Origin of the sequence: Paenibacillus tepidiphilus (genome assembly GCF_008635795.1) — a bacterium.
GTDB lineage: Bacteria > Bacillota > Bacilli > Paenibacillales > Paenibacillaceae > Paenibacillus_AQ > Paenibacillus_AQ tepidiphilus.
The window spans coordinates 1-24,635 of the sequence record NZ_VWRQ01000040.1 but is presented as its reverse complement, the minus strand read 5'-3'; the positions used below and the strand labels follow the sequence as shown (position 1 = coordinate 24,635).

24 protein-coding genes are annotated in these 24,635 nt (G+C 55.4%); 17 read left to right on the top strand and 7 right to left on the bottom strand.

Translation table 11 applies throughout. The features are described from left to right. Window positions 1-269 precede the first annotated feature (269 nt). Window positions 270-1,055, top strand: a complete 786-nt coding sequence (locus tag F1379_RS28830; RefSeq protein ID WP_150275926.1) for a phosphotransferase — start codon at window positions 270-272, stop codon at window positions 1,053-1,055. A 44-nt stretch (window positions 1,056-1,099) separates the two neighbouring features. Then, window positions 1,100-1,885, top strand: coding sequence for a TatD family hydrolase (locus F1379_RS28825; RefSeq protein ID WP_150275925.1), 786 nt, complete (start codon window positions 1,100-1,102; stop codon window positions 1,883-1,885). Window positions 1,886-1,897: 12 nt separating this feature from the next. Here F1379_RS28825 and F1379_RS28820 read toward each other — a convergent pair whose 3' ends face one another. Beyond that, window positions 1,898-2,476, bottom strand: a complete 579-nt coding sequence (locus F1379_RS28820) for a GNAT family N-acetyltransferase (protein WP_150275924.1) — start codon at window positions 2,474-2,476, stop codon at window positions 1,898-1,900. A gap of 197 nt (window positions 2,477-2,673) precedes the next feature. On the opposite strand from F1379_RS28820, the gene F1379_RS28815 reads away from it, so the two are divergent. Next, window positions 2,674-3,570, top strand: a complete 897-nt coding sequence (locus tag F1379_RS28815) for an SDR family oxidoreductase (RefSeq protein ID WP_150275923.1) — start codon at window positions 2,674-2,676, stop codon at window positions 3,568-3,570. Window positions 3,571-3,629: 59 nt separating this feature from the next. On the opposite strand, the gene F1379_RS28810 is transcribed toward F1379_RS28815, so the two are convergent. After that, window positions 3,630-4,169, bottom strand: a complete 540-nt coding sequence (locus tag F1379_RS28810) for a ClbS/DfsB family four-helix bundle protein (RefSeq protein ID WP_150275922.1) — start codon at window positions 4,167-4,169, stop codon at window positions 3,630-3,632. Between the two features lie 123 nt (window positions 4,170-4,292). Here F1379_RS28810 and F1379_RS28805 point away from each other — a divergent pair, with 123 nt between their 5' ends. The 7 genes from F1379_RS28805 to F1379_RS28775 all read left to right on the top strand — a co-directional run bounded on the left by F1379_RS28805 (window position 4,293) and on the right by F1379_RS28775 (window position 10,974). Continuing rightward, the gene (locus tag F1379_RS28805) at window positions 4,293-4,946 is read left to right on the top strand and encodes a M48 family metallopeptidase (protein ID WP_150275921.1); all 654 of its coding nucleotides are present in this window, start codon (window positions 4,293-4,295) and stop codon (window positions 4,944-4,946) included. A gap of 304 nt (window positions 4,947-5,250) precedes the next feature. Next, complete coding sequence (locus F1379_RS28800; RefSeq protein ID WP_150275920.1) at window positions 5,251-7,188, top strand: asparagine synthase-related protein; 1,938 nt, start codon at window positions 5,251-5,253, stop codon at window positions 7,186-7,188. A 41-nt stretch (window positions 7,189-7,229) separates the two neighbouring features. Continuing rightward, window positions 7,230-7,355: a paeninodin family lasso peptide gene (locus F1379_RS28795; protein ID WP_150275919.1), complete on the top strand. Its 126-nt coding sequence runs from the start codon at window positions 7,230-7,232 to the stop codon at window positions 7,353-7,355. Window positions 7,356-7,477: 122 nt separating this feature from the next. Beyond that, the gene (locus F1379_RS28790; RefSeq protein ID WP_150275918.1) at window positions 7,478-8,413 is read left to right on the top strand and encodes a phosphoenolpyruvate carboxykinase (ATP); all 936 of its coding nucleotides are present in this window, start codon (window positions 7,478-7,480) and stop codon (window positions 8,411-8,413) included. Then, entirely contained in the window at window positions 8,413-8,712 is a 300-nt protein-coding gene (locus F1379_RS28785; protein WP_150275917.1) for a lasso peptide biosynthesis PqqD family chaperone, read from the top strand. Before F1379_RS28790 ends, F1379_RS28785 begins: the two co-directional genes overlap by 1 nt. Further along, window positions 8,709-9,167 carry a lasso peptide biosynthesis B2 protein gene (locus tag F1379_RS28780; RefSeq protein WP_150275916.1) on the top strand — a complete coding sequence of 153 codons (459 nt, stop codon included), beginning with the start codon at window positions 8,709-8,711 and terminating at the stop codon, window positions 9,165-9,167. The genes F1379_RS28785 and F1379_RS28780 overlap by 4 nt, the downstream gene beginning before the upstream one ends. Window positions 9,168-9,180: 13 nt before the next feature. After that, window positions 9,181-10,974 (top strand): ABC transporter ATP-binding protein, encoded by a 1,794-nt coding sequence (locus F1379_RS28775; RefSeq protein ID WP_150275915.1) that lies wholly within the window; start codon window positions 9,181-9,183, stop codon window positions 10,972-10,974. Window positions 10,975-11,060: 86 nt separating this feature from the next. On the opposite strand, the gene F1379_RS28770 is transcribed toward F1379_RS28775, so the two are convergent. Together F1379_RS28770 and F1379_RS28765 are read right to left on the bottom strand one after the other, a co-directional pair. After that, on the bottom strand, window positions 11,061-12,245 hold the full coding sequence (locus F1379_RS28770) for a nucleotidyltransferase domain-containing protein (RefSeq protein ID WP_150275914.1): 1,185 nt from the start codon (window positions 12,243-12,245) through the stop codon (window positions 11,061-11,063). A 243-nt stretch (window positions 12,246-12,488) separates the two neighbouring features. Continuing rightward, the gene (locus F1379_RS28765; RefSeq protein WP_150275913.1) at window positions 12,489-12,902 is read right to left on the bottom strand and encodes a hypothetical protein; all 414 of its coding nucleotides are present in this window, start codon (window positions 12,900-12,902) and stop codon (window positions 12,489-12,491) included. Between the two features lie 236 nt (window positions 12,903-13,138). On the opposite strand from F1379_RS28765, the gene F1379_RS28760 reads away from it, so the two are divergent. Further along, complete coding sequence (locus tag F1379_RS28760; protein WP_150275912.1) at window positions 13,139-14,047, top strand: phosphotransferase family protein; 909 nt, start codon at window positions 13,139-13,141, stop codon at window positions 14,045-14,047. A gap of 81 nt (window positions 14,048-14,128) precedes the next feature. Next, complete coding sequence (locus F1379_RS28755; protein WP_150275911.1) at window positions 14,129-14,569, top strand: HEAT repeat domain-containing protein; 441 nt, start codon at window positions 14,129-14,131, stop codon at window positions 14,567-14,569. Window positions 14,570-14,648: 79 nt separating this feature from the next. On the opposite strand, the gene F1379_RS28750 is transcribed toward F1379_RS28755, so the two are convergent. Then, on the bottom strand, window positions 14,649-17,810 hold the full coding sequence (locus F1379_RS28750) for an S-layer homology domain-containing protein (protein WP_162551314.1): 3,162 nt from the start codon (window positions 17,808-17,810) through the stop codon (window positions 14,649-14,651). 219 nt (window positions 17,811-18,029) lie between these two features. On the opposite strand from F1379_RS28750, the gene F1379_RS29920 reads away from it, so the two are divergent. Together F1379_RS29920 and F1379_RS28740 are read left to right on the top strand one after the other, a co-directional pair. After that, on the top strand, window positions 18,030-18,620 hold the full coding sequence (locus tag F1379_RS29920; RefSeq protein WP_162551313.1) for an SMI1/KNR4 family protein: 591 nt from the start codon (window positions 18,030-18,032) through the stop codon (window positions 18,618-18,620). Between the two features lie 92 nt (window positions 18,621-18,712). Beyond that, window positions 18,713-19,585, top strand: a complete 873-nt coding sequence (locus F1379_RS28740) for a CPBP family intramembrane glutamic endopeptidase (RefSeq protein WP_150275908.1) — start codon at window positions 18,713-18,715, stop codon at window positions 19,583-19,585. 79 nt (window positions 19,586-19,664) lie between these two features. Here F1379_RS28740 and F1379_RS28735 read toward each other — a convergent pair whose 3' ends face one another. Beyond that, a complete protein-coding gene (locus F1379_RS28735) occupies window positions 19,665-21,260 on the bottom strand; it encodes an acetate--CoA ligase (protein WP_150275907.1) in 1,596 nt (531 codons plus the stop codon). A 390-nt stretch (window positions 21,261-21,650) separates the two neighbouring features. On the opposite strand from F1379_RS28735, the gene F1379_RS28730 reads away from it, so the two are divergent. The 3 genes from F1379_RS28730 to F1379_RS28720 all read left to right on the top strand — a co-directional run bounded on the left by F1379_RS28730 (window position 21,651) and on the right by F1379_RS28720 (window position 24,029). Beyond that, complete coding sequence (locus F1379_RS28730) at window positions 21,651-22,460, top strand: methyl-accepting chemotaxis protein (RefSeq protein ID WP_162551312.1); 810 nt, start codon at window positions 21,651-21,653, stop codon at window positions 22,458-22,460. A gap of 180 nt (window positions 22,461-22,640) precedes the next feature. Further along, complete coding sequence (locus F1379_RS28725; RefSeq protein ID WP_150275905.1) at window positions 22,641-23,162, top strand: GNAT family N-acetyltransferase; 522 nt, start codon at window positions 22,641-22,643, stop codon at window positions 23,160-23,162. A gap of 150 nt (window positions 23,163-23,312) precedes the next feature. After that, complete coding sequence (locus tag F1379_RS28720) at window positions 23,313-24,029, top strand: stalk domain-containing protein (protein WP_150275904.1); 717 nt, start codon at window positions 23,313-23,315, stop codon at window positions 24,027-24,029. A 93-nt stretch (window positions 24,030-24,122) separates the two neighbouring features. Here the strand turns inward: F1379_RS28720 and F1379_RS28715 are convergent, their stop codons facing one another. Next, window positions 24,123-24,248, bottom strand: a complete 126-nt coding sequence (locus F1379_RS28715) for a DUF4023 family protein (RefSeq protein ID WP_150275903.1) — start codon at window positions 24,246-24,248, stop codon at window positions 24,123-24,125. Window positions 24,249-24,635 lie beyond the last annotated feature (387 nt).

Genomic DNA, 24,635 nt, shown 5'->3' with positions numbered 1-24,635 from the left:
CCAGGAGTGACGAACATCGGAAAGCCGTATGAGGGAAAACCTCACGTACGGTTTGATGAGGAGGGGCTGACTATACACCAGTCCTTTACTCTAGTAAACTTTTCCGGGAGATAAGCCGACCGCCCATATAAGCCTTTCTATTGCTTCTGTGATTATATCATGGGAACTACGGCGTGGAAATAATAGGTTTGATTAGAATATGTGTTCCCCAGCCCTATCTCCTCAATAAAGGTATTTATCAAAACAATGTTTACGTGGAGGTCTTAGCAATGAACACTGACTTAGCTAACCATATTGAAATATTGCTGGGGAGGGTAATCACAGTGGAACTGACCGCCGATCAGGGCTGTACCTCTGAGGTCCGGAGTCTGGTTACCGAACAAGGCAGCTTTATTCTTAAAAGCGCAACCAAAGATAAATACCGCGCCTGGCTGCGGGAGGAGGCTACGGTGCTGGAACAGCTGAACCGGGAGCCATTGACACAGGAACAGAGGGTTCCGGTGCCGAAATATTACGGTTTCTTGGAGGAGCAGAATGGCAGCCATCTGCTTATGTCGAAGGAGCAGGGTGTCACACTGACGGCGGCTTTGCTGGCGGCAGCTTCCATACCTGAGCGGCAAAAGCTGCTGCGCAGCTTCGGGGAATTTCTGCACCGGTTTCATGAAAGGGTACCGGATGAAGCGCTGGAGCACGGGCAAGACTGGCTGGAAAGTCAACTCGCCAAAGCGCGGAGGTATGTGGAGATGGGACAGACCGGTGCCGGCATGGAACTGCTGGAGCAACTGGAAAGCGGGCGGCCGGCCCCGGTCCGGAAGGCCATGATCCACGGAGATTGCACGACGGACAATGTATTCGTGCAGGGCGGTGAGGTTAAGCTGTTCATCGACGTTGCCGGGATGACCATAGGCGACCCGCGTTATGATGTTGCGCTGGCGATCCGGGATTTCGCGGAGCGCCCGGAGCTGCTCGAAGCTTTTTACGAGGGATACACACGCTGCAGGCTTTCGCAGGAAGAGCTTCAATACTTCGACAAGGGGCTGTATGAGTTCTTTTAACAACAGATTAGATAGGAACCTTCTACAAAAGGAGCAATCAAGAGATGAATCAACCTCTCATTGATATCGGCGTGAATCTGATGCACCGGTCCTTTCAGCAGGACCGCGAGGAGGTAGTGGCCAGAGCTGCAGCAAGTGGCGTTACGCCGCTGGTCATTACAGGAACCAGCCTGCGCAGCAGCGCAGAGGCGGCCCGCTATGCCGGACGCTTTCCGGGCAAGCTGTACGCGACAGCGGGTGTCCATCCCCATGATGCCAAGAGCTGCGACGCGTCAACCCTCGCCAGACTGAAGGAACTGGCTGCGTTGCCCCAGGTGGTGGCCGTCGGGGAGTGCGGCCTGGATTACAACCGGGATTTCTCGCCGCGGGATGTCCAGCGCAAGTGGTTTGCGGCGCAGGTGCAACTGGCACAGGAGCTGGATATGCCCCTGTTTCTGCATGAGCGGGAGGCAAGCGGAGATTTTGCAGCCATTCTGAAGGAGCATGACGCCAAGCGGGCGGTTGTCCACTGCTTTACCGGCTCGGCCTCCGAGCTTGAGACGTATCTGGAGATGGGCTTGTACATAGGGATTACCGGCTGGATCTGCGACGAGCGCAGGGGCAGGCATTTACAGGAACTGGTCCGGACCATTCCGCTGGGCCGCCTGATGCTGGAGACCGACGCGCCATTCCTGACACCGCGCGATCTCCAGGTGAAGCCGGCGGAGGGCCGGAATGAGCCGGTGTTCCTGCCGCATATTCTGCAGACCGTGGCCCGCTGCATGGGCCGGCCGGCGGAGGAAGTGGCTAAGGCGACGACGGCGACAGCGAGAGCTTTTTTTGGACTCTGAGAGATAAAGGTTCTAAAACTCCGCTCCGCGCACCTTCGCGAATACCATGGTATCCCTAAGCTCCCCGTCCACATCGCATTTCTCCTTGCGGAGGATGCCTTCCAGCGTGAAGCCCGAGCGCCGGGCGACGCCTGCACTGCGTTCGTTGCGGGCGTCGCAGCGGATTTCGAGGCGGTTCGCCTGCAGCTCCGTGACCGCAAAATGCGTGATCGCCTCCACCGCTTCACTAATCAGCCCCTTTCCAGCCCAAGCGCTGTGAATCCAGTATCCGATTTCGAATTTACGCGCCTCCCAGTCTATACGGTGCAGGCCGCTGCCCCCGATGAACTGTCCATTCTCCTTCAAGATCAGCATCAGACGCAGATCGCTGCGCTCCAGATAATCCAGCCGCGAACGGCGGACGCTGGCCTCGGAAGCCTCCGGTGTCAGCCGGCTCGCCCAGGGCATCCAGGGCCCCAGCTCCTGGACGCTATCCAATGCCGCTTTGCACACCGCCGCACCGTCGCCCCACCTTGGAGCGCGGATCAGCAGCCGGTCACTCTCCAGGCTTTCCGGAATGTCCATCAAAATCAGGTTGTTGCCGTTGCTCATGCTTTTCAACTCCTCTACAGTGCCAATAAATAAGGTTAGCCTAACACGGCCTGATCCTCTTATCTGTGATATTTCTTGGACTCGCGCGTTCATCCGGATTCGGTGCAGGCAATGAAGCGAAGCCCGTTTAGAATTATGCAGTCTGGTTACATAAAAAGAGTCGAAAGTTATCCGATAACACCAAGGAGGAGAACGCGATGAAGGATCAATTGACTGTACAAGACCCTACTACCCAATACCAGAAGGCTACTCCGGAATTTCAGCAGCAGCAGCAGGCTCCGGGGCTCGAGCAGAAGATGACACCGAAGCCGGATGACGGTTCAGGCACATATAAAGGTACCGGTCGGCTGACCGGACGCAAGGCGGTAGTTACCGGTGCAGACAGCGGTATCGGACGGGCGGTCGCCATCGCCTATGCCCGCGAGGGGGCGGATGTGGTGCTCTCCTATTTGCCGGAAGAAGAAGCCGACGCGCAGGAAGTCGTCAAGCTGATAGAAGAGGCAGGCCGTAAAGCCGTAGCATTGCCGGGAGATATTAAAGAAGAGGCCTATTGCGAGCAGCTGATTTCCACTGCGGTAGAGCAGCTGGGCGGCATCGACATTCTTGCCAATATCGCTGGTATGCAGCAGTTTGTAGAGGATATTGCCGAGCTGACCACAGAACAGTTCGATGCTACCTTCAAAACGAATGTATACTCTCTGTTCTGGCTCTGTAAGGCGGCGATCAAGCATATGAAGCCGGGCAGCACGATTATCAACACCTCATCGATTCAGGCCTATAACCCGGCACCGATTCTGCTGGATTATGCGACCACCAAATCGGCAATTAACACCTTTAGTAAATCGCTGGCCCAGCAGGTGGCGGAGAAGGGGATCCGTGTCAATGTCGTTGCTCCGGGTCCGGTCTGGACACCGCTGCAGGTGAGCGGCGGCCAGCCGGTGGAGAAGCTGAAGGAGTTCGGCAACACAACACCGCTCAGCCGCCCCGGCCAGCCGGCCGAAATGGCGCCGGCGTATGTATTCCTGGCCAGCCCGGAATCCAGCTATATCAGCGGAGAGACGCTGAATGCGAACGGCGGTATGCCGACGCCGTAACAGGTCCGCTGCAGCACGCCGGGTAGCATAAATATCGCCAAGCCCCACAGAATAGCAGATTATTCTGTGGGGCTTTGCTGTGCGGCGGCCAGCGCTTTTTTCCACTTGCGGAGTTTCGTGCGAAAGCTGGTAAAGGGAGCCACAGAATTGATGTGAATCCACCTGGCCATCGGCCAGTTCTCCTTGCTGCCTGTCCATCGTCGGTGCCCCTGCACGAACAGCTCCTCTTCGCTCAGCGTCCCGATCCAGGCCTCCCACTCACCTACCGTATCCCGGAATAAATCCCGGAGCTCCCTTAATGAGTAAGCTTCATATTTCCGGTAAAAGGATGAGTACATTTCCCCCAGCCGGTTCCAGCGGTAACCTGGAGCAGGCATCTCTACCTCACGCCCCTCCAATTCATCACGATCCCAGCCCATGACAAGATTCAGCCATCCGAGCTGGTAGGCGATAATTTCGGACGGCGTTTTATCGGCTTGGGGCAACCGTAAATCTCTGAAGCCTTCATCTACAGTGTCAAATTCTCCGTCGAGCAGCACATAGCGGCTGCGGATGGTTTCCAGCAGCTGTTCTTTGGATGAATAATCATAACTGGCCATAACGGACCTCCTTCGCGGTTACTTCTGTTATACCACAATGCTGTGACAGCATGATGTCCGGTTTAGGTTCCTTGCCAACTGTGGTACGCTTAAGTAAAACAGGATAAGGGAACGATAAGCGCCATGCAATTTGAGCTTAATGAAGAAATCATTCCTATTGATGTGCAATACGGGAAGCGCAAGAAGCTGTCGCTCCACATGGATGTTGCAGGCCGGTTTACGCTGAAGGCCCCGAAGGGGACAAGCGAGGAAGCGCTGCGGAATGCGCTTGAGCGGCAGCGGGATTGGATAACCTCGGCTTTGCGGCGCAGCCGCGAGGCCAGGAGGACGCCGGAGCCGAAGCAATACAGTGATGAGGACCGGTTCATGTATCTGGGCAAGGAATATCCGCTGCACGAGTTGATCAGGACGGAGGATTTAACTGCCGAGGAATTGAAGCTTCAGTTGAAGCGCTTTTATTTTGCGAGCCTGAAGAAGCTGGTTGCCGAGCGGATCGGGCCCTTTCAGACGAAGCTGCGGGTCAAGCCGAAGACTATTGAAATTATGGAGTCCAGCACCAAGTGGGGCAGCTGCAGCGCCGACAAGAAGCTGGCCTTCAATTACCGACTGGCGATGGCTCCGGCGGAAGTGATCGATTATGTCATTGTTCATGAGCTATGCCATTTGCAGCATATGAATCATGACCGCTCCTTCTGGCGGCTTGTGGGCAGTATAATGCCAGACTACCCGGAGAAGGAAGCTTACCTGGCCCGGTATGGTCAATTTATGACGCTTTAAGCAGGGAAGGGGGTCCCGGAAGGGACCTCCTTTTGTATCATTTTTTGGAAAAAAGAGTACTGAAAATCAGCTCCTTCTCCCCGTACTGCACAGTGCCAATAGTCCTTCCATACCACCTTTGTCTACCATCCCCATTAAACCAAAGAGTACGTATTTTTACTCTCCGGGATTATTCACAATTATTGTTTATACCTTTATCTTATTAAGTAAGAAATGTTCTTTATTAAGAACCTGACAGCAGTTCCCGCAGCGGCCTGAATCAAAGGTCACGGGAACAGACTTTCATCCCAAATGGAGGTCTTCCATGAGTGCAATCGCCGGCATCTACCATACGCAGCACGATACGCTGGACCCGGACCTCGGGCTCAGCCTGATGAGGCAGCTTGAGCGCTACCCGGCGGATGAAGCCAGAGGCTGGCAGCACCCGGATGTATATCTGGGCTGCCGGGCGCAGTGGATCACGCCGCAATCGCCGGCGGAGAGACTTCCCTACTACGACCGGGAACGGGGGCTGGCCATTACATCCGATGCGATCATCGACAACCGGCCGGAGCTGCTTGAGCAGCTCGGTGTCCCGTCTGAAGACCGCGAGAGCCTGCCGGACAGCCTGCTGATTCTTCTGGCCTATGAGAAATGGGGAGAGCAGACTCCGGTTCATCTGCTCGGCGACTTTGCCTTCATGATCTGGGATGAACGGAAGCGTTCCTTATTCGGGGCCAGGGATTTCTCCGGCAACCGGACGCTCTACTACTACCGCGGGGCAGGACTGTTCGCCTTCTGCACGGTCATTCATCCGCTGCTGGTTCTCCCCGGCGCGGACCGGCGGCTGAATGAAGAGTGGACCTCCGAATTTCTGGCGATTCACAGCCGGGTGGATGCGGCGGACTGCTTCTCCACCATATATCAATCCGTTCAACAGCTGCCGCCGGCACATTCCATGACGGTTACCGGCGATAAGATCGCATTCTCACAATACTGCACCGTTGAAGCGCCGCCTACCTTAAGGCTTCGTTCTAACGGTGACTACGAGGAGGCTTTCCGGGAGGTGTTCGGACGGGCCGTGCATGACAGGCTCCGTACCCGGCTCGCCGTCGGTGCGAATCTGAGCGGCGGCCTGGATTCGGGCTCGGTCGTCAGCTTCGCGGCAGCGGAGCTGCGGCACAGGGGGCAGCCCCTGCATACCTTCAGTTCGTATCCGGTTGAGAACTTCGGGGAATTTAGTCTAGGCAGACGGATCGCCGATGAACGGCCCTTTATCCAGGAGACTATTGATCATGTAGGGAACATTGAGCCCAGCTTTCTGAATTTTCCCGATCTGAGTCCCTACAGCGAAATCGATCCTTGGCTGGATATTATGGAGATGCCTTATAAATTTATTGAGAATTCCTATTGGCTCAAAGGAATCTACGAACAGGCGCAGTCGAAGGGAATCGGGGTGCTGCTCAGCGGGCAGCGGGGGAACTGGAGTATTTCATGGGGACCCGCCCTGGATTATCAAGCCAAGCTGCTCCGTGAATTCCGCTGGCGTTCCTTCTACCATGAGTATAAGCAATACAACCGGAGTATGGGGGCCGATCCGCGGAAGGTGCTGCAGATTGTCGGACGCAAGGCGTTCCCCTTCCTCCGGAATTTACGCCCCGGGAACGCGCAGCAGGACGTACTGCCCGAGCTGATTAATCCCGACTTCGCCAGACGCACAGCGGTGCAGGAGAAGCTGCGGCAGCTCCAGGCGGACGATGACCCCTCTACCCGTACTGTATATGAAATCCGGCGGGCACATTTCACGCAGCCGCATATCTGGAATGTCAACGGCACCGCAGCTACAAAGACTTCGCTGAAGTATGGGGTATGGGACCGTGATCCCACCAATGATCTGCGCGTCATCAAGTTCTGCCTGTCCGTTCCGGAAGAGCAGTTCGTGCAGGACGGGGTAGACCGCTCGCTGATCCGCCGGGCCATGCAGGGGCGGCTGCCCGACAAGGTGCGACTGAACCGCAAGCAGCGGGGCGTCCAGGGAGCCGACGGCATCTTCCGGATGATACCGGAGTGGAATTCGTTTCTGGGCGAGCTCCGGGAGATGCTGAGCGATGCCCGCGCCGTACCGTTCCTGAACACAGCCGGATTGGCCCAATGTCTGGAGCGACTGGGAAGCAAGCCTAAGACGGAGTATATCTATCATTCCGATTTCCGCCTTCTGACCCGCGGACTGGTATTTTACCGGTTCCTGAAGCAATTATCCTGATACGTGAAGCTTACACCAGCGCTTGAAAGGGGGTGAGAAATATGAAAAAGGAATACAGCAAGCCTGCACTCGAAGTACTGGATGTAAAAATGACCATGGCTGGTCCTGGTTTTACGATCGCCGATTCCTTCCAGAACGATCCGGATGAAATCGTACACTACTCCTAATTTGGTTTCAGATTTTCTCAGCCCTCATCCCCCTGTGCTTGCTGGAGGGGGATAAGGGCTATATTTACATCTTGCGGTTGAACCGATCAGGCTGTTACCTGACCTGAAGTGGAGGGAAGCGCGTGGCAAAGACGATACAGCGATTGGCATACCGGGCTTTCGGCCTGCAGATTTACAGCGAATTCCCGTTGCCTGAGCTTCCGCCGGCAGATGAGCCCGGCATACTCGGCAGCATCTCCGTCGAGCGCGGGGACCTGAATGAGCGCTGGGAGGCCATTCCCAAGCTTACAGCCCATTTAGGCACGGCCGACGGCGAGGTGATGTTCTCGGCGCAGGATGTTGCCATTTTTTCCATCCAAGGCGGGAATCTCATTACAGTATCGCCCGTGGACGGGGCAGATGAGGATTGTGTGCGCCTGTATATACTGGGCAGCTGTATGGGAGTTCTGCTGATGCAGAGGCAGATTCTGCCGCTTCACGGCAGCGCATTGGTGCTCGGAGGCGAGGCTTACGCCCTGGTGGGACGATCCGGAGCGGGGAAATCCACGCTGGCCTCCTACTTGATGGACCAAGGCTATCGTATGCTCAGTGATGATGTAATCCCCGTTAAGGTGGAGGACGGCTATCCGCTCGCCATTCCGGGGTATCCGCAGCAGAAGCTGTGGCAGCAAAGTCTGGAATATCTGGGGCGGGACGCTTCGGATTACCGGCCGCTCTTTCAGAGAGAGACCAAATTTGCTGTTCCGGTGCATGACCGCTTCTATGGAGAGCCGCTCCGGCTGGCCGGTGTGTTCGAGCTTTCGGCAGGCGGCGATTCCCCGGTGGCACTGCAGCCCGTAAGCGGTATGGAACGTTTTCACACGCTCTACCATCACACCTACCAGCGGGCAATGATCGACCGGATCGGCGTCCGTGAGTGGCATTTCGGGATGCTGGCCTCCTTTGTGAACCGGCTGCCGATGTATCGGCTGACCCGGCCGGAAACGGGCTTCAGCGCGCCGAGACAGACTGAGCTTATACTGGAGACCATCCAAAACCAGGTGAAGGAGAATTCATGATGAATATGACCCGTGTGTTATCACCCGATTCCGTGCTGGTACAGCGCGAGGGCAATATTGCCAGTGACATGGACGGCGAGAAAGTGATGCTGAATGTGAAGAACGGCAAGTATTATAACCTTGGCGAAGTGGGCGGTGAAATCTGGGCGGCACTGGAAACCCCGTCTTCCGTACGCCAGGTTACGGCAGCCATTCAGGAGATCTTTGAGGTGAGTGCGGATATTGCCGAACAGGATGTGCTGGCGTTCCTGCAGAATCTGCTGGCCGAGGACCTTATCGCTATCGCCGGCGAGTCATGAGCAGGCTGCGGCGGCTAAAGCATCTGCTTCTCCATGAGCGGGCGGCGGCGGCGCTGCTGCCGGAAGCCTTCTGGCGGCTGTTGCTGGCGCGGATTCAGCTGCTGCGGCCCTTCGCCGAGACGGCACCCCGCCTGGGCGTGAAGTCCATGGAATCGCCTGAAGCGGCCGGAGTGCAAGAGCTGGAGGTGGCCCGGAATGTCACCAGGGCCATCCGGGTGATGAGCCGCTGTACGCCATGGAAGAGCACCTGTATGGTCCGGGCGGTGGCCGGACTTCGTATGCTGGAGAAGCGCGGCATCGAAAGCACGCTGTATATGGGCGTGGCCAGGGATAGAGCCGGCAAGATGGTTGCCCACGCCTGGCTGCGCAGCGGAGAGCAGTACGTCTCCGGCGACGATGCCATGCAGGGATTTGTCGTAGTCGAAAAGTTTGCCAAGCTGTTACATGCGAAGTAATCGAGGTGGGTCCATGCAAGCGATCATGTATTATATCCGGCAGCTGCAGCGCTTGTCCGGAATCAAATTATATCTGAATCTGCTCGGTATGGCGTTCAGCGGCTTGCTGGAAAGCTCGGCCGTTCTGCTTCTGGTGCCGATGCTGGCGATGGCCGGGATTGAGCTGTCCGGCGGCGCGGTGTACCGGCTACCCATGCTCGAATTCATATCGGAGCTGCCGCAGACGGCAGCCCTCGGGCTTGTGCTCGGGGCCTATGTCCTGATTGTGTTCTGTCAGAATCTGATTTCGCGCCATGTCGCGATTTCCAATGTGGACATACAGCAAACCTACAGCCGGCAGCTGCGGTATGAAGCATACGGCGCTCTTTTGCGGGCGAGATGGTCTTTCTTCCTGACCAAACGCACCTCCGATCTCATTAATATCATGACCACGGAAACGGCGCGGGTTATGGCCGGCATCAGCTGCTTCCTGCAGTTCATCAGCTCGCTCTTGTTCACGCTGGTCCAGATTGGCTTCGCCTTCTGGCTGTCGCCCAAGATGACGCTGATTGTGCTGGTCTGCGCAGGGATGCTGTCCTTCTTCTCCCGCCGGTTCATCCGCAAGGCCAAGAAGCTGGGGGGGCGCAGCTCACAGCTGGGCCAGCAGTATCTGGCCGGCATTACCGACCAATTGAACGGAATCAAGGATATCAAGAGCAACAATCTGGAGCGCTCGCGCCTTGCGTGGCTGCATGAGTTCACCGGTGAGGTCAAGCATGAGCAGCTGGAGTATACCCGTCTGCGCTCGGGCTCGCAAATGACGTACAAAATGGCCTCGACACTGCTGATTGCCGTCATTATCTTCATCTCCTTCAACTTCCTCAATACCGAAGGCCCGAACCTGCTGCTCGTTATTCTGGTATTTGCCCGCTTGTGGCCGACCTTTGCCACACTGCAATCGCTGGCGGAGCAGCTGGCTTCTGTGCTGCCTTCCTTCAAGCTGCTGCAGGAGCTGCGCGAAGGATCGCTGGCAGCGCAAGAGCAGGGCATGGAGACGGCCGGCAAGGAGATTGCGCCGTTGACGCTCACGGACCGGCTGGAGGCGCGAGGTGTCAACTTCCGCTACCGGCCCGATGATGAGCAGTATTCCCTGAAGCAGGTGAATGTGACTATACCGGCCAATAAGATGACTGCCATCGTGGGACCCTCAGGAGCGGGCAAGAGCACCTTGGTCGACCTGCTGATGGGGCTGATGCAGCCGGAGACAGGCGAGATCCTGGCCGACGGCGAGCCGATAGCCGGTGAGCGGCTGCTCGCTTACCGCCGCTGCATTGGCTATGTAGCCCAGGACCCGTTCCTGTATAACGCGACGATCCGTGACAATCTGCTGATGATCAAGCCGGACGCCGCCGAGGAAGAGCTGTGGGAGGCGCTGGAATTTGCCTCCTCCGCCGATTTCGTGCGGAAGCTGCCGCAGGGGCTGGATACGCTGATCGGCGACCGCGGCATCCGCTTGTCCGGTGGCGAGCGCCAGCGTCTGGTGCTCGCCCGGGCGATCATCCGCAAGCCGTCGATTCTCGTGCTGGATGAGGCGACCAGTGCGCTGGATACCGAGAACGAGAAGAAGATTCAGGAGGCGCTGGAGCGCCTGAAATCCACCGTGACCGTTATCGTCATTGCCCACCGCCTGTCCACCATCCGGGGGGCGGACCAGATTCTGGTCATCGACCAGGGACGCGTTATCCAGCAGGGGGTGTACAGCGGTCTGGCTTCCGAGAAGGGCGGCATGTTCAGCCGCCTGCTGAGCAGCCAGGGGGAAGCGATGTAGCCTGAGGGTCTGCCTGTATATAACGATAGCCCGTCTTAGCCGGTAGTCCGGCTGAGACGGGCTAGTATTAGTTTAGAAAGAAACATTTATTGCTCTTCTTTCCCGGTGACCTTGCGCCAGGTCCACAGGAACGGACGAAGCGGGAAATAGAGCACATGCAGCGGCTTCGGCAGCGGCAGGGTCTTCGCATCCGCGGCATAGGGATACAGGAAGCCGGCCACATAGAGAAGCTGGTGCCATGGCGGCAGTATCGCCGGCTGATAATATTTGAAATGCCGCTCCACTTCCGGCTCCAGCGGCGGGTTATGCAGATTGACCATCCGGGCGATGTAGAACATCGCCTGCCGGGCCATGCGGCGGGATTTGGGCCGCTCGGTCAGTGCGGACAGCTCAGGAACAGACGGCGATTGCAGCAGTCCGGCCGCCAGAATCAGTGCCTGCCCGCCGGCATCGCTGTAGCGGTAGCGTTTCAGCAGACCGGTAAGCTGCGGCGCATCAAGCGGCTGCAGCAGCAGCTGCCGGATATCGAGCAGCCATCTCAGCCGCGACCAGCCGTGTCTTGCACCGTGTGCGGCGAGGAAGAGGAACAGGTCCTCGCGCCCTAGATAATGCACACTCGCGCCGAGCGGACTCTTCCGCGAGCGGCTCCACAGCTCCTCGAAATCCGGTTCTCTGGAAGGTCCGGGGCTTAGCCGCCAGTGCACCTCAACCTTAATGTTCTTATCCGGATGATGATAGGTCTTGTGATGCTCCCGCCATTTCCAGTCACCCAGAATGGCTTCAAAGATTTCCTCCTCGACGTAGCCAAGCCCGGCTAGCAGCTCCTCCGTTTGCGCCAGCTTGGCCATCGGCACAATAAAGTCCAGATCGCGCGAGGTACGCAGCGACAAATCCCCGTACAGGTCGAGGGCCAGAACGGGGCCCTTCAGAAAGATCGAGCGGATATTCAGCCCCGCAAGCGTATCAGCGAGACTGCTCATTTCACCGCTTAATTGCAGCATCTGGACCGTATTCCTGCGGTATTCATGCTTAAGGCGGGCTATGAAGCCGGCCGGAACCGCCGTTCCTTCCATGCGGCTAAGCTTGGGGTACAGATACGGGTATACACGGTGGTGCAGAGAGAGCTTCAGCATCAGCTCCCAGTCAATATCGGCGAACCGTTCAGGCTGCCGTTCAGCGAGCCCCGCGAGGTCTGCTGTGGCCAACAGTTCGAGCAGCAGCGCTGTTTCGCGTGAAAGACTCCCTTGGTCAAGGGCGTAACGGTCGGACATAGAGACTCCCCTTTTGCAGTAATGAACTGGTAGGACGAATAGCCCGGATGATTTGGTGAAGAGAGATACTTAACATTAAACCAATGTGCCTATGCATAACGCACTCATCTATAAGGATAGTTCATTCTGCAAAAAAGAACCGGAATCCCAATTGCCGCACCTTATACTCGCCATGCAGCGGGGCGCCGTAGCGGCATTGCGGTGGAACTGCCGCTTCAACATAACCACGAAGCGGCAAGACAGTTACGCTCGCAGTCTTCCCAGCTCCCCGATCCATCCGCCGACATCGTCGACGCTCCAGGCGGCAGTATCTTCACGGTCGCCGTGCCGGTAGGTGATGCGCAGCAGGGAGGTCCCTGCTTTTCCTGGCTTGCCGAGATGCGTCCGCGTCTCTTCTACGGCGGTTATCGTCTCCAGCGGAATAACAAGGGTGCGCACCGGCACATACATTTCAAATATAAGGGCATCCCCTTTCAGTACGAGCCAGCCGTTTCCGCGAACTTGCCCATAGCCTCTGGAGGCCGAGCCGTAGAAGTTAGCCATACGGTCCGCCCGCAGGACGCCGCTTTGCTTAAACTTCTTGCCGATGCTTGCCGATCTGAGGCCGATGATGACCGCCAGGATAAGGATTACACCCAAGGCTACTATAATTCCCATAAACACAACCCACTCCTTGAGAAAATAGGGTACGTAAATACAGTTCCATAAAATAGTAACATGTGGTAAGAGAGAGGGATGTGGAGTTGAACACAGCGGCTGCTTAAGCCATAACTATGCTTCATCGGAGCCGGCGGTATCCGGTTCGGGCATTGTATGCTACGATTAGGATTTGAATAGGCTCGTCTGCCGTGAAGCGGAGTGCAGCCAATCTACAGGAAACGGGGGACGGAGAGATGCGGGAAGACTGGCGGGAGATCCCGGGGGCGGATGACTGGGTTACGGTCCAGCCGATCCTGAAGGGCTGGTCGGACGATAATAAATACTATATCGAGCATGCAAACGGGCAAAAGCTGCTGCTGCGGCTCGCGGATGGGACGGGTTATCCGCGGAAGCAGGCGGAATATGAAATGATCCGCCGGTTCAACCGCCTTGCCTTCCCGATGTCGCAAGCTGTGGATTACGGTGTATGCGGCGGCGGCAAACACAGCTACCTGCTGCTGACCTGGGTCGATGGCCAGCCGCTTGAAGAATGCCTGCCGGAGATGGCACCGGGCGAGCAGTACAGGCTGGGCGCCGAGGCCGGGAAGATTCTGGCTGCGATGCACGCCCTTCCGAATGACAGCGACCTGACCGGCTGGGAGGAAGAGATGCAGGCCAAAATCCTCAGGCGCATCGGACAATATGAAGCCTGTCCCTACCGCCTGGAAGGTGACGGGCGGGTCATTGCTTACGTCAGGGAGAACATCGGACTGATCAGCCATACGCGCAAGGTCTACCGGCACGGCGATTTTCATGTCGGCAATCTGCTGTATACCCCTGACGGCGGCATCGGGGTCATTGATTTCAACCGCTGGGACAGCGGTGATTATGTGGAGGAATTCTACAAGCTGCAGTTCTTTGACCGGGAGGTGTCTCCGGCATTCGCCAGGGGGAAGCTGGACGGTTATTTCGCGGGTCCAGTACCGGAGGAGTTCTGGAGAAGACATGCCTTGTATGTGGCTTATGCCGCACTTTTCTCCATTGTATGGTCGATTCCCTTCGGGGCGGATGATATTGCGGGCATGCAGCAGAGAGGCAGGCAGGCGATGGAGGATTATGCCGGATTTACGGCCTACATCCCGCGCTGGTATGAGGAAGAGTAGCGGCGGATACATTGAATCCGGACAAAGGGTGCGGTAGAATGGCTTTATCTGCAGATTTAACCAAAAAGGGGATTGTATCGTTTGAATAATGAAGAATTGAATCAGGAATTGCCGGAGAATTATGCGGAACTCAAAAAAGCTGCCGCGCGGACGGCTGACTGGAGAGCGCGTCTTGCCGCTGTGGAAGAGCTGGGCAACTGGAACCACAAGCAAGTGATTGATATTTTGAACCGCCTTGTGACCAGCGACCCTGTATATGCCGTGCAGATCGCGGCTTACAAGAAGCTCAAGGCGTTCGGGGAAGAGGTGGCGCGGCCTTCCGAGAATAAGCCGGAGCTGTTCAAGGGGCTCTCGAAGATTCTGCTGCGTATCAAGAAGAGCCTTCCGAAGGAGCATTCCTACGAGGACTTTAAAGCGAAGCTGCAAAAGATGAGAATCGACATCTACGATGCCTATGAAGGCGAGAAGGGGCCGGAATTCGACGCATGGCTGGAGAAGCAGTGGCGTTCGGCCGGTAAATAAACAGCCTATCTAACAAAACAGGTACCCTGGCGGCATGCTGCCGGAGGGTACCTCTTTTATTTACTATAGTAGAACCGGCTTAGATCAGATCCGATTTCTGCAGCAAACGCCGCAGCATCGTAGCTACTTCTGCGCGGGTCATCGTCGCTTTCGGTGCGAGCAGCTGCTGTGCACCGTTGCCGCGGCCGTTGATCAGGCCGGCCTGCAGCCCTTCGGCAACGCCGGCGGCTGCCCATGGCGCTACGTTGGAGGCGTCGGCATAGGCGCCCAGCACAGCATCGGCAGCATGGTCGGCGAACGAGCCGGACAGTCCGGTCAGCTCCATCGCTTTGGCGGCAACGCTCATCGCCTGCTCACGGGTGATGAGCTCCTGCGGACGGAAGCTTCTGTCTGCGTAGCCTTGGATAAGTCCGTAGGCACTGGCCGTTTCCACTGCGCCGCCGAACCAGTCGGCTGCACTCACATCATTGAAGGAGGACACCGTGGCTGCCGGCTTCAGACCCAGGGCGCTTACCAGAATAGAAGCAAATTCGGCGCGCGTAATATTCTGATCCGGGGCAAAGTTATTGGCTCCGACACCGTTAATAATCAGTCTGGAGCCGAAATCGTTCACGGCGTCCTTCGCCCAGTGCTGAGCTACGTCCGTGAAGGCAACCGGATGGTAGACAACGGTGTAGATACTGTTGGTCAAGCTGCTGATTTCAGCCACATAACGCTCATTGTCTCTGGATACCTTAGTCGGTACCTGGCGGATGGTTCCGTCCGGGTCCACCACAATGCCCGTGGTAATCTTGCTGGCGTCTGTGCCTTCCGGCAGGGTAATGCTGCGGTTCACATAGCCGCTGAAGGTTGTCAGCTCAGCTGATTTGCCGTCATACAGACCGCGTACGGTGAAATCAACCGGAGTGCCCAGGAGCTCTACGCCAAGTTTGGCGGCGGCGGTGTTCACCTGCTGCACTACATCGTTGGCCGGTGTAGAGATGGAGATTTCAATCTTGATGTCTCCCAGAGACAGGGCTTGTCCGAACTGGCTCGACATGTCATCAATCTTGATTTGGCTCGCAGGCAGAGAATAGCTGGCGCCCGGCGTTTTCATCTGCAGAACGGCCCCCTTATTCTCCATGTTCTTGATCATCTGGCCGTTCAGTTCAACAACGGTCACCTGAGCCGCCGAAGTGATCGGGAGCGTCACAACCGCGCCTTGTTCCTGGCCTGCGATCATCTCTTCGAGCTGCTGCTGATTCACAGTCAGGCGCTGAACGGACTGGCCGTCTACGATACTTGAAGTCAGCATACCCGCATTAATCACTTGTCCGTTAACCAGCACATCGGTTGCTTGGGCAGGCACCGGGGAAGGAGTAGCGTTTGGTGCAATTACCGGAATATACAGAGTTGGTGAAACTGCAGCAGATTCCGGCGAGCTCATGCTGCTGCCCATCAGGTTGACGGCTTGGACTGTAAAGGTGTAGCTGGTGTAATTGGTCAGTCCGGAAATAACAATCGGGCTGCCGCTGCCGGTTGCGGTAATTCCGCCTGGGGCAGAGGTTACGACATAGCCGATTACCGGCTGGCCGCCGCTGACTGCCGGAGGAGTAAACTGGATCGTTACCTGTCCATCGCCGGGAATGGCGATAATGTCAGTCGGCGCATCCGGCGTTGTGGCCGGAATGGCGCTTACGGCGCCGGAGGCCGGGCTGAACCCGCCGGCATTCTCGGCCTTGACGGTGAAATAATAGGTTGTGCCGTTGGTAAGTCCGGTTACAGCGATGCTGTACACATCTGCGCTGACGGAAGCGGCAGGCGCTCCTTCCTGATCGGGAGTCAGGCTCTGATAGACCGTATAGCCTGCTGCGGTCTCTGCACCTGTCCAGGAGAGGGTGACCTCACCGTTAGCGGGAACGGCCGACTGGATGGCCGGAGCATCAGGTGCTCTCATCTGCGGCATTGCGTTCAGCTGATTGGAGAACAGGCTGTCTCCGGCACCGTTGACGGCCTTCACTGCGAAATAGTATTCTGCCCCGTTGGTCAATCCGGTTACAGTATGGCTGTATACGGCACTGCTGACAACGGCAATTTCGTCACCGTAGGTTGCCGAGGTGGCGCTTTGATAAATCTTGTACCCGGTAGAACCGGCTACCGGGTTCCAGGTCAGGCTGACCTCTGCATCCCCGGAAACGGCGGTCTGCAGGAACGGAGGAGTGGAGTTGCTTACCTTAACGGTAAACACCGGCTGCGCACCTTCGTTCATTACAAAGGTGAATGCATGCTCGCCCGCAGGCAGGGTAGACAGATATTCCTTGTGGAACGTAACGGTATCTTTATCAATGGTATAGGCCGAAGAGTCCACGCTTACGCCGCCGAGCGTAATGTCCGTGAGCGTGTTTTCGTTCAGGGATAAGGTGGTGGCAAGGTCGTGATATTCACCAGGCTCCATGTTGCCCATGTATTGATCAAAGGTTCCGGCTTCCGGAGAAACCGAGCTGTCCTTGGAGGGCTCCTGCACTCCGCCCGTAGTGGCGGTGCCCGGCGTCAACCCGGAGATGAAGATACCTGTAGGAGCCACGTCATCGCCTGTATTGGCTACGGCTATTTTCAGCTTATGGGTTGTAAGCTTGCTGTCGAGCAGTCCGACGAGCGTCTGCGGCGGTGCCCAGGAACGCCAGCCGGGAACCTCTGTTGAATTGTAATTGATCAGATTGGCATCCTTATTGACACGCAGAATGGAGCCGTTTGGCATGAAGGCGTAGTTGACGCCATCCACGAACACGCCGGCGATGTCCCAATCGGCGATGCCTTCCTGGCTGGCAAAAATAAAGCTCAGGGCCACCGAAGTCTTGCCTTCCGGAACTGTGAATTCGAATTCCAGGGCCGAGACATTCGTGATAGGTGCACTTTTGCCGGCTGCGTCCATAATTGCCTTAAGATCGCTGTCGCCAGTGGCTCCGTAAGCTTCCGCTTTAAGGAATAATCCTTTGTTTAGCTTAAGCTCCGTATTATCCGGTAAAGTTCCGGCATTTAACTGCTCAAAGGATGATACATTTTCAAGCGGCCCTTTGATGCTCTCCGTACCGCTGACGAGCTTGACGGATGAGCCATCCAGAAAGTGATTTACAGCATCGGTGGCACTGCCTACCGTAGTGAAGCTTTGCGCCTCAGCTGCGCTGGCGCTGAGCGGCAATATCGAGCTTAGCGTTACAACCGCTGCAAGGCATAAAGCTGAAGTTTTTTTGAAAAATTTCATGTGCTGCGTTCTCCTCCATTCTTGTTGGCAAATGTTGTTTGGGGACATTGTAACAGCAGGCTCTGAACAAACTCTCAACAAATATCGACAAAAAACATCGTTATTCGCAGTTGCCGGGACTAGCGTTTGCGTTGCGATGCTTGGCGGAAGTGTAGTATGGTGACCAGAGACCGAGAAGAGGGCTAATCCCCCAAAACCAAACCGAAAGGATATGACAACATGTCTGCCAATACGCTGCATCACGCGCTCTCCGAGCGCTTTGAAACCTATCTTAATTATTCCGAAGGCCTGCGGCCCGGATATATCGCCAGCCTGGGCGCGGGAGTATCCGATGCAGTAATGGCTGAAACCTTGCAGGACGCGCCGGAGCTGCTGAAGGTCATTTACAGCAGGGTGTCGGGTACCGGCAGCGACGAGGAACAGGCCCATTTGATTGAATTCATTCCCGGGTACCGCTTGATTCATATGGATGAGTACAGAGAGCAGCTTCAGGCTCTGACTGCGATACTAGAAGAGAAGGAATACCGTGCAGGAGGGCTCATTCTTCCGCTCTTGGCCAATTATGGCGGGGACTTTATCTGCTACCGCCGAACAGAAGAGGGCCAGGAACAGATCTGCGACTTGATGAGCGATTACGGCGAGCTGGTAGTGATGTACGATTCACCGGAGACCTTCCTGGATACGCTCAATGAATTCTACCGGCAGGAGGTCTATTTTCTGGATGAGGACGGCTATCTGGACTGCGATCTGATCCGCGAGGGCGAGGTCGGTGCAGAGCTCAACCCGGATTCGCAGTACTGGAAGGAGTAATCTGTTATTTAAGCCGGCACTGCTTGCAGTGCTTTATCCATTGTTCTCCGTCTAACCATTCATTCAGATGAAGAAAGGCGGAGGACAAAGAGATGAACGTTATATTCCGAAACAAAGAGCGGCAAGTCAGGGCGGGCTGGGAGCTTCTGCTTGTAGTGGTAGCTGTATTGGCCGTTACGGTGGTGGCTTCCCTGATTATGTCTGTGAAGGTTGATTCCAAGCATGTGTTTGGGCCGGACGGCTGGCCGCAAGTGTTCCGTTCGCTTGGTCTTTATATGTTTCTGGTGGTAGGTCTGACGGTCAAATTCGTACATAAACGGCCATTGTCCAGCATTGGACTGACCCGGCCGGACGGCAGAAGGCTCCTGCAGGGCTGCCTCGCCGGAGCCGCACTTATTAGCAGCGTTATTGCCGTACTGTGGGTCTTAGGTGCCGTTACATTTACCGGGGATTGGCAGCAGCCGCAGTGGCAGCGCCTGGATGCTCCTGATATCGTGGTTTCCGTGCTGCTGGCCGGAGTCTGTGAAGAGGTGATGTTCCGGGGATATATCCAACACCTGCTGGGCCGCCGGCTGAGCATGTTCTGGGGGGTGGCGGTCAGCGCCGCTCTGTTCTCCCTGGCCCATGCGGCCAATCCGGGTTATTCATGGATCAGTGCACTGAACATTGTGCTGATTGCCGTACTCTTCTCCTGGGCGACAATCCGGACAGGCAGCTTGTATTTTGCAATCGGCCTCCATATGTTCTGGAATCTGCTGCAAGGGTTCGTCTACAGCGTTGCTGTCAGCGGGTTGGAGTCTCAAGGCATTTATTCAATGCAGTTATCGGGTAGTAAGTGGATTAGCGGGGGGAGTTTTGGCGTGGAAGGAAGTCTGATAACAACGGCGATTTTGTTAATTGTTTGTCTGTGCACGCTTCTTCGCTCCTCCCGAAAGCGCAGCGGAAGGATTCCGGGCCCCAGATAGCCGGGAGGAAAAATATAACAGGTACACCCCATTTGGGGTGCACCTGTTGTTTGCAATTATAGTCTGGACGTATTGCCGTTTATTGCTGAGCGGCCCGCTTCTCCTGCTCGCGCAGCTCCACGCGGCGGATTTTGCCGGAAGCGGTCTTCGGGAGCTCGGCGGTGAATTCGATCAGGCGCGGATATTTGTACGGAGCAGTCCATGTTTTGACATGATCCTGCAGCTCTTTAGCCAGTTCCGGCGTTCCGGCATGCCCGTCCTTAAGCACGATGAACGCTTTGACGACGGAGCCGCGGATTTCATCCGGGCTTGCCACAACCGCACATTCCTTGACCAGCGTATGCTTCATCAGCGCTTCCTCGACTTCGAAGGGCCCGATCGTGTACCCGGAGCTGATAATGATGTCATCTCCGCGTCCCTCGAACCAGAAATATCCTTCCTCGTCCTTGCGCGCCCGGTCCCCGGTAACGAAATATTCGCCGTGCGAGCTGTTTGTCTTGCGCTCAGGATCTTTATAATAGCCCTGGAACAGTGCCGGCATGCTCAAATGGACGGCGATGTCGCCCACTACACCCGGAGGCAACGGCTGGCCCTCTTCATCGATAACCTCCACAATTCCCGGTGCGATCGATTTGCCCATAGAGCCGATCCGTACCGGTTCGCCTTTCAGGGCCGCGATAATCAGCGTACTCTCTGTTTGCCCGTAGCCGTCACGGATCGTAATGTCGAAATGCTTCTGGAAGGTGCGGATAACCTCTTCATTCAGCGGCTCACCGGCGGATACGGCGCAGCGCAGATGCGAGAGGTCATATTGGGGCAGGGTTTCGCTCTTGGCCATCAGGCGGTATTCCGTCGGCGTACAGCACAGCACCTGGATGCCTTGATCCTGCAGCAGCTGCAAATAACGGTCGGGATGAAAAGCTCCATTATATACGAATCCGGTGGCTCCGTTGCCAAGCACGCTCAGGAACGGGCTCCAGATCCATTTCTGCCAGCCCGGTGCAGCCGTTGCCCAGACGGTATCGCCCTCGCGGATATCCAGCCAGAGGGAAGCTGTGATGCGCAGGTGCGCGTAGCCCCAGCCATGGGTATGCACGACAGCCTTCGGGTTGCCGGTGGTGCCGGAGGTGTAGGCCAGGATGGCAATGTCGTCACGGCGGCTGGCTACGGCAGGATAATCCGCAGGCTGCCCTTCCATCAGGCCCTCCAGATCAGTCCAGCCCGGGCCGGTCAGGTCTGAGTTGCCGGAGACAGACAGGCGGTGCTCCAGCGCCGGCAGGTCTTCGGCGATCCGGTTCACTTCGCCGCAGGCCTCGGACCAGACGATGATGGCTCTGGCTTCTGAATGGCGCAGCCGGTAAGACAGGTCCTTGGCGCGGAGCATCTCCGACGAAGGGATCACAGCGAGCCCGAGCTTCAGGCAAGCAAGATAAATAACATAGGCAATGATTGAGCGCGGGACCATGACCAGTACACGGTCACCCTGGTTCAGGCCCAGGCCTGCCAAGCCTCCCGCCAGGCGGCTGGCCTGCTCCAGTAATGCGCCGTAAGTAATTTCTTCATAGTTACCGTTGCCTTGCAACCACTTCAGGGCAATCCGGTCTTTGGGGTGCCGCTCCATCTCTGAAGTCAGATTGTACAGTTCGGGTGCAATCCACTGCTGATTTGTATTCAAAGCTACCTCTCCTATATAAACATAATGGGTTAATATCTCTTTACCTGTATAGTATAGCACGTTATCCTAGTACCAGATACTAAGACACAAAAAATGTGAAATTTCATGAAGGTGTTTTGTCATTGCACTGCTATAATCATAAAAAAAGACGAAACGGCGTCTCCGGCCCTCCGGCCCGGTATATGCTTGAAATTCTCAGGGGGCTAAGCCTGTCGTTTCACCGGAGTATTATGCTTTGCTCGCCGGCAGCTTTTGCCGGGAGTTTGGTTATTCCGCTGATGTTTAGATTTATTTTCGCAAGTTACATATTGTTTTCAGAGTATTGTAAGTACCGCGATTTATAATTATGCTTATCAGAACTCATATTACTCGAACAGGCGGTAGATGCTGGTGAATAAGATTGAACAGTTGAAAAATGTATTGGACGTGATCCAGAACACGTACCCCGAAGACGCCGCTCTGGTACTTGCGGATACGGACAAAGTACTTGCTTATCTGCCCGGGAAGCACATTGATCTTAAAGTGCCTGTCGGAATGCCCATTGAGAAATTTAAAGGCACGGTCTCCTACATAGCTTTTGAGACCGGGACCGTTCAGCGCGAAGAGCGCGGAGCCGAAGTCTTCGGTGTATCTTATCTGTCTTCGGCGGTTCCGGTCATCGAGGATGGAGAAGTGACAGGGGTCATCTCCGCGATGGTCTCCAATCACCGTACAGCCATTTTGCAGGATGGGGCTCAGGAGTTGTCTTCGCTAGTCGAGGAGATGACCGCTACTTCCGAGGAGGTCACCCGTTCGGCGCTTGGAATTACAGAGCACCTCGACGACCTGCTTAGCCGCTCAAGCGCGATGGTCCGCGAGATTGAAAGCAGCTTTGAGATCCTGTCGTCCGTACGACAAATTGCTGACCAGTCGCATATGCTGGGCCTCAACGCGGCCATTGAAGCGGCGCGGGCCGGAGACAGCGGACGCGGATTCGGAGTTGTGGCCACGGAAATCCGCAAGCTGGCCGGGAATAGCCATGAACTTGTGAAGAATATTCAGAGTCAGCTAAGCGGGATGAGACAGGGAATGCTGCAGATGGACCAGTCGCTTAAAGAGATTATGGATTTTGCCCAGCACCAGGGGCAGTCCATGCAGGAGCTAAGCCGGGCATTTGAACATGTCGCCTCAACCGCCAATAACCTGTCCAATCTCGAATAAAGAATATATTCCCGCAATTGCTGCGGAATTACCGGACCGGGCCGACAGGCCCGGTTTTTATATTGGAACTCTTAAATACGATTGCAGGCCTTGGCTTGCAACAGGGTCGACGGAAGGGTGATAATATCAGGTACGGATAGCTATTGCCGGAGAATGAACTGCCGGAGAAAGGAAGGCCACATGGAACCGCACATGTTTCAGGAGATTTATACGATTATGGAAGCATCCTTTCCGGTGAACGAAATCCGGACCTTTGAAGGACAACGTTCCCTGCTGCGTAATCCCGGGTACGGATTGTTAACAGAGCAGGATGAGGGAGGAAACGTTCAGGCTGTCCTGGCGGCGTGGGAGTTCCCGAACTTCCGGTTCGTCGAGCATATAGCCGTGGCGCCTCAAATCAGAGGAGGGGGCCTTGGCCGCAAGCTCATGAGCCGTTACCTTGCAGTGTCGGACAAGCTGATTGTGCTCGAAGTGGAGCCGCCTCAGGACCCGTTGCAGCAGCGGCGTATCGGGTTCTATGAGCGGCTGGGATTTTGGCTGAACGAGTATGAATACAGGCAACCGCCACTGAGGGAAGGCCAAGCCGAACTTCCTTTGCTGCTGATGTCACATCCCCGGTCTATCACCGAAGCTGAGTTCAGGGACATCCGAAATACCCTGTATACCCAGGTATATCGGCAATCCCCGCCAAATACAGTTTAAGTCTGCCTTTTAGGGATAGCGGGTGCTTGCAATTGCTGCCGTTTGGATAACCTTCTTTACATTGACGATACAAGTTAGAAACAAGTGAATGGTTAAATAAAGGTGTAGCAAGGAAAGCATCCCATATCCAGACAAGAGGAGACGATATATATGAAGAAGAACAAAACAATGATTATCGCCACTATGGTATTCGGAATGGCCATTTCAGGAACAGCCGGAGTATATGCCGGAACCAATCTGCAAAAGATCAGTGCGTACCTCAACCATGGCATTGGCTTTAAGGTAAACGGTGCGGCATACACTCCGGTAGATAATAACGGTAAAGCCCTGGCGCCAATCACCTATAATAACACCACATACCTGCCTGTCCGTGCGCTGGCCGATGCTCTGGATGTTCCGGTAACCTTCGATGCGGCTGCCAATCAGGTCATTCTGGGCAGCAGTTCAGGCAATACATCGGGCGGCAGCAGCTCTGTAATTACATTGAAAGCAATCGAATATACAGCTGCACAAAAAGAACAGATCACCAAGGCGTTTGCTGCATTCGAAGGCTTTGAAACCGCCTATGCACCTACTCAAATGATCAGCGGAGACGCATTCAAGCAGGTTGGCAGCGGAGATGGAGTAGGCTTTGTGTTCAAGCATATGATTGTAAATATTTCACCGCGCGACTACTCTTTTGATTACGAAGGAACTCCAGTTAAGCTGGCGAACGGAGCGGAGGGCAAGTGGTATACACCTTCTGACGTACCGATGCTGACCTTTAAGCTGGATGACCGGTATGTAACCCTCAGTTCCCCGGACAAGGCGCTTAGCAAAACTCAACTGGAAAAAGTAGCTGCCCAGGTTACAAAGCTGGCTAAATAAACGATATACCCGCCCGGCACAATATAAAGAAGGGATATCTCCAGACAGACATCTGGAGATATCCCTTTTCTTGTTGAAGGATGCTTGCTGATTTTATTTATTGGTACTGTGCTGCTTGTTGGCCAGGCGTGCACCCGGCGAGCCGTGGCCGCGGCGTTTGTTTTTCTCGGCTTTTTTCTGGTTCTCCTGAAATTTCGCTACGAATTCGTGCGTATCCATGGGAAGCCTCCTAAGCATATTGTATTGACGGAATTGCTGTTACTGTAACCATTCACAGGATAAAACATACACCGCCTTAAACAGCTATTATATGAAGACTAACGAAACTGAAAAGAACTGGAGTGTATGTTTTTAAAAAAGCACTTGCATTCATATTCTGCACATGGTATATTCTAATTCCGGCCAAGAAAGATCAATGGTTGCTCGAAAAAAGAAATAAAAAAAGAGCTTGCATTGATCGGTTGGATGTGATATATTATAAAAGTTGCTGATGACGAGAAATTGAACGGACGCAACAATGTTGATCTTTGAAAACTGAACAACGAGTGAGTATCGGAAATCACCTTATTGGTTTCAATAAAAGTGATTCCAAAATGAGAATTTATT